This window comes from Microbulbifer sp. NBRC 101763 (assembly GCF_040371615.1).
GTDB classification, from domain to species: Bacteria; Pseudomonadota; Gammaproteobacteria; order Pseudomonadales; family Cellvibrionaceae; genus Microbulbifer; species Microbulbifer variabilis.
This window is the reverse complement of the sequence record NZ_BAABQV010000020.1, coordinates 1-4,837: the sequence shown is the minus strand read 5'-3', so window position 1 is coordinate 4,837 and position 4,837 is coordinate 1. Positions and strand designations below refer to the sequence as shown.

At 45.5% G+C, this 4,837-nt stretch carries 6 protein-coding genes; all 6 read right to left on the bottom strand.

Features of this window, described 5'->3' with window-relative positions; all coding sequences use genetic code 11:
• Positions 1 to 181: 181 nt before the first annotated feature.
• The 6 genes from ABWV76_RS21965 to ABWV76_RS21940 all read right to left on the bottom strand — a co-directional run bounded on the left by ABWV76_RS21965 (position 182) and on the right by ABWV76_RS21940 (position 4,586).
• On the bottom strand, positions 182 to 487 hold the full coding sequence (locus ABWV76_RS21965; protein WP_353377292.1) for a DUF6966 domain-containing protein: 306 nt from the start codon (positions 485 to 487) through the stop codon (positions 182 to 184).
• Between the two features lie 810 nt (positions 488 to 1,297).
• A complete protein-coding gene (locus tag ABWV76_RS21960) occupies positions 1,298 to 1,552 on the bottom strand; it encodes a hypothetical protein (protein WP_353377291.1) in 255 nt (84 codons plus the stop codon).
• A 348-nt stretch (positions 1,553 to 1,900) separates the two neighbouring features.
• Positions 1,901 to 2,263: a hypothetical protein gene (locus ABWV76_RS21955; protein WP_353377290.1), complete on the bottom strand. Its 363-nt coding sequence runs from the start codon at positions 2,261 to 2,263 to the stop codon at positions 1,901 to 1,903.
• Between the two features lie 119 nt (positions 2,264 to 2,382).
• Positions 2,383 to 2,865 carry a hypothetical protein gene (locus ABWV76_RS21950; protein ID WP_353377289.1) on the bottom strand — a complete coding sequence of 161 codons (483 nt, stop codon included), beginning with the start codon at positions 2,863 to 2,865 and terminating at the stop codon, positions 2,383 to 2,385.
• 90 nt (positions 2,866 to 2,955) lie between these two features.
• Entirely contained in the window at positions 2,956 to 3,297 is a 342-nt protein-coding gene (locus ABWV76_RS21945; RefSeq protein WP_353377288.1) for a hypothetical protein, read from the bottom strand.
• A gap of 497 nt (positions 3,298 to 3,794) precedes the next feature.
• Positions 3,795 to 4,586, bottom strand: coding sequence for a hypothetical protein (locus ABWV76_RS21940; protein ID WP_353377287.1), 792 nt, complete (start codon positions 4,584 to 4,586; stop codon positions 3,795 to 3,797).
• Between the last annotated feature and the right edge of the window lie 251 nt (positions 4,587 to 4,837).

The window sequence follows — 4,837 nt, the reverse complement described above, 5'->3', positions numbered from 1 at the left end:
AATAAATCCATTTACTTCGCGCCACCAGGTCCCTCCTTTCTTTCGAAATCGGAGCTCCTTTAGCAAAGGCTTGAAAACAACCTCTAAATCCTTTTTCTCTTCCGATGCCATGTTGTGTGCCTAACGCTTTTAGCAGGCGCGCGGCGCTTTTCTGCGTCGCTTGCCTAAATTTGTTAAGTGCTCATAGCTCAAAAATACGCTTGAGAACATTTTCACTGTCCTTGCATTGCTGCCATAGTAATTCACGAAGCTCATACCCTCTTTGCGCCTCAACTGGAGGAGCGCCAGTAAAATACAACTCATCACTGAAGCTACACATTCCTCCATATGCACGCAATGAGTGAGAAATACTTGCTTGTGGCTTATTGTTTTCTAGTAGCTCCAAGGATTTAGAGAAATAGGCGAACCAATTCTCTTCATTATATTCTCCGAGAACCAATACTAACTCTTCAAGAATTAGCTTATATGCACTGTACTTATCGCTCATAGGCACTTAACGCCCATAGCAGGGGCGGCCGAAACCTTGCGTAGGCCGTCCCGCGCAGGCCTGAAGGGCCGGAGCAACCTGCCTGTGATTGTTATGCGGTTTCACACAAACCCCCAATACACGCCCCATGCTAACCCAAGAGCTGCAACAAGCTGGAACCAAGCGCTATACCTTTTATACAGAGCTACTCCACCAACTAGAAGCCCGAAGCTTGTTGGACCTAGTACATAGCCACCCAAAATAGCCCATCCCTCACAATCCGGTGTGCCCTCTGGGCAAGTATATATACCCGCTAAAGACCACAAGGCGCCACCCAATAATATTGATCCAGAGACAACAAGAACTAACGCAACAAAATTTCTAATATTCATTTCCGCTTTGATCTGATAGCCACATAACGCCCGGCTTTGGGGTGGCCATGGAGCCGCGAAGCGGCAAAATGGCCGTCCCAAAGCCATAGGCGCGACAACAGCCGCTTGTTATAAGCTTTTGCCACGGAGCTTCTCCCTTAAGGCCCTGATGCCAACTGGCTTTAGTGAGCAATACTTTGCAAAAACAAACTCAGCAAGAAATGGAGCAGCTAACAATAGGGATCCAAAAACCACTAAGCTTTGAAGTGCCAACCCCATGTAGATTGCAAGGATGGGTATACAGGCCCCGTAAAATGCTATCACCCACTTAGATAAGGATGTGTATTCATACTGGAAGAAGCACTTTTCGCAATGCATTCTACTTGAGAAAGACAGCATTTTTACCTTTACCGCTTTCTCTTTACATTTTGGGCACTTTCTCATCATGACTTATAACGCTCTAATTTGCGGCGGTTGCCGCACCGCGGTAACCGTCCGGCAACATTAGCTTGTTAGGTGCTGCTACCTTTAGCGGGTGCACATGATTATTGATTAAGAAACCTTCTAGTTCACTTAGCTCAGCAGGCAGCTTGGCGCCCTCATGGGAGCCGCAGCCGATGAATCGGAATCCGGCAGCGAATAGAATTTGTACCTTACACCACTGCTTCTTATCACTTGCCTTTGGTGCCTTAAAGCTACGTCCCATCTCATGCATACATTCGCCACAATTTGGGCAAGGGTGACATCGAGTTGCCTTTTTACCAGAGTACTCAACAGGTCTTTTATAACTTTTTCGGCAATTGAAGCATGCATGAGCAACCAAATATCCGGGACCACGATGGAATGGAACCGGCTCAGGCGAATTAATAACACGAGTTCCCGTAGCCTTACGTAATTCCATTCTTCGGTGCTTTTCTAGATTTACACTCATAATTCCTCTGGGCACCTAACGCCCAGCGCAGGCGCAGCCAGCGCGGAGCGCATTTTGTGTTAATGTTTGAGCGACAGCGAGTAACACAAAAGGTGCGTAGCGTTGGCTATCGCCCTGCCGCTGCTTATTATATTACGTTGCTTTAATATGGGTTACCCAAAATCTTATTGGACCAACCAAACGCTTTATAGCACGGAATTTTATATGTACATAGCTCTTGGAAGAGCAAATAGATTCATAAAACTTTCGCTCTTTATGCAAAGGGTTAACTCGATATATTTCTTCAGAATCTTGCAAAGCTATACCCACAAAAAATTTTGGCGAGTGTCTAGTTAAGCCTTTGAAATCGCAAGAGTCGATTTTCCCAACAACGCTAAATTCACCTCGGTGCTCCGTGGGCAACTCTACCGGCATATTTATTAAAGCCCCCCCACAGAGAAGTAATCCTACAAACCCCACTATGGCTAAAACATTTTTCTTTATTTTTGAATTCATGGAGTAATATAACGCCTCAAACACCGGAGTGGTGAAGTTGGCGGCTTTTGTGCGTGTTTTTGCACAAAAGATGACAGCTTTGCCACGTCCAAGTGCTTTGACTTGTTACACGTTGCTTGCTATTGAAAGACATTACTTTCACCTGCTTGCGCCGAAGTTTCACCGTATTGAAGCTGGCCATTGTTTAATGTGTAGGGAAGCAGAACAACAGTAGAATAACCCGACTCATGATCCAGCTCGATAGCTAATGCATCTGAAGGTTCGCCGTTAGCTAATTGAACCCTAACATCGTAGACAAGAGCAGTAGCTTTATATTCTTTATTCTTAGCTGCTGTATGAAATGCCTTATGAAGCATGTCTATCACCTCTGAGGAGGCAGGATGCTCGTCGCCATCATATGCTGCGACACTTACAATTTTCCCTTCAGGAGTCATTGCGCCGCCATAAGGAAAGAATTCACCATGTTCGGACAATAGCCTTTGTGCAAGCGGTAATACTGCATCCATTAATTCTTGAGATTCTTCTTTGCCTTCTTGCACAGTTCCCCCTAAGCAAAATCCTGAAAATACCAATAATATTGTTGCGATGGTTCGTTTAATCATGACGTGTAACGCCTCAATAACCGGCAGTTGGAACGGAGCGAAGCGCAATGTAAGCTGTCCGGCGCCGAAGGCGCGAAGTTCATTGACTTGTTAAATGTTTTGCCCATACCAGCCATCAGTTAGCATTTCTTTGAAGCTGCTATACCAACCTGCATCCATACCAAAGTAATCATCATTGGTGAATATGAGGCCCCAGGAATCACCGCTTGCACCATGACCGCCTAAACAGTACGCCGCACCGACATTGCGCTCACCAAAGTTGGCAAACTCCCATGCGGGAAACTCTTTGTCGTTTCCATACTCCCATTTAAGAACCTTTTTCTTCAAAGGTATCAATATGGAGAATGCATAAGCCTTTAGCCCAGGCTCCATTCCATCGATTTCTTTTTCGATGATGGACTGCATTTCTTCTTTCGATGGCAATTCATTCATGATGACATTTAACGCCTCAATAACCCGCAGCTGGAATGTAGCGAAGCGGAGTGTAAGCTGTCGGGCGCCGAAGGCGCGTAGTTAATTGATTTGTTAGTTGCTTAACTTCCAAGTGCCTCATAGGAGACCCAAGCTAGAACTATAACTAAGCACCCAAAAGCAAACCAGTGATAGTTTTTGGCTGCCTGTAGGTCAACCGCAACCATCGGGACGTATAAGAATTTAAGAATACCGCTAGATATAACAACCAACACAGAGGCAAAGACTGGCCACCAGGTTTTAGCGAGGAGAGACCATAGCAAGGCTACGGGAACACCAAAAGTTACCAGTAAGCTCTCAAGTGCTGTACCAGCGTAGTGCTGCTTAGAGTAACCACCACAGTTTGGACAAATGGCGGGGTGCAACGCGCTGGAATTGAATTTACCCCAATTCGAAATCACCTTTTTATTACAGTGTGGGCATTTATGTTTCATTATCTTCATTAAGAGCAACTAACGCTAAGTGAAGGGGCGAAGTGCGCAGCACTTTGTCCCGCTTGCACGCATTGTTATGTGATTAGTGGCACGTTGTCTATTCTTCTTCATCCACTCAACCCCGCCAGGGCAATCACTGCGATTAATCTCGTGGGGAGCTGGTGTAAACCAAGGGCCCAATGAAGAGCGATAAAACCCGAGATCTTCCGCCTCCCTCATTTGTTTGTCTATTTCTAGAATCATACGCCTCATTTTAGTCCAGGTGCAGCCACCTGTAAGACTTGGCCTAGAATCCCTTGCAGGGTTGTTTAATGAAGTCATGAACTCTTCAGCTCGTTTAGCAGGATCTGCTGGATACCTCGATAAGTATATTTCTTTTTTCCCCCACCAAAATACTTCTGCAGGGTGCTTTCTAGAAAGCAAGCGGTCTGGTGATTGGCCGTTGGTTAATTCAGCCGGCTTGTAACCGAATTTGTAGATAATCAGCTGGGGGGATCTAAAGTGAAAGAACTCTCCACTAAACCAAGATCGCCAATACTTATCAAATCCATGAAAAACCACCTTGCCATTAGAATCTGAAACAGCTTCTTGTATATCCAGAACTCCGACAGAGTGAGTATTGAACATGCCGCCAGTCACTACCCATCTTGCAACTACCACAACATCCTCAATTGGCTCTCCTGTTTCCTCTTCCATTATTGTCAACTTGATGGGGTGCTGACGATAGTAGAGTGTATCGGGTTTTCCAAATACAAATACTACGATTGCGACGCATGACAGAATCATGCAGATTACTATTTTTGATGCCTTACTCATGAGCTCACATAACGCCTGCAGCAACGGCCGCAATGGAGCAGCGAAGCTGCGGAATGGAGGTCCAGCCCCGTAGGGGCGCTGTTGCCTGCACTTGTTAGCATTTTACCGGAAACCCGCTATTTCGGAATTTAGAAAGTTAAGCCGCAAATCTTCTTCGTTTTCAAAACACTTGCCAAGCACATTGTCAGCTAGTTGATTGTTCGGCAGAGATCTGGGAACCAAATATGTATTTGAATACACTTCGATATTGG

What these genes read in the sequence shown, in the direction of transcription:
- ABWV76_RS21945 (WP_353377288.1), bottom strand. Translation starts at nt 3,297, where the DNA reads ATGAATGAATTGCCATCGAAAGAAGAAATGCAGTCCATCATCGAAAAA.
- ABWV76_RS21950 (WP_353377289.1), bottom strand. Translation starts at nt 2,865, where the DNA reads ATGATTAAACGAACCATCGCAACAATATTATTGGTATTTTCAGGATTT.
- ABWV76_RS21940 (WP_353377287.1), bottom strand. Translation starts at nt 4,586, where the DNA reads ATGAGTAAGGCATCAAAAATAGTAATCTGCATGATTCTGTCATGCGTC.
- ABWV76_RS21965 (WP_353377292.1), bottom strand. Translation starts at nt 487, where the DNA reads ATGAGCGATAAGTACAGTGCATATAAGCTAATTCTTGAAGAGTTAGTA.
- ABWV76_RS21960 (WP_353377291.1), bottom strand. Translation starts at nt 1,552, where the DNA reads ATGCATGAGATGGGACGTAGCTTTAAGGCACCAAAGGCAAGTGATAAG.
- ABWV76_RS21955 (WP_353377290.1), bottom strand. Translation starts at nt 2,263, where the DNA reads ATGAATTCAAAAATAAAGAAAAATGTTTTAGCCATAGTGGGGTTTGTA.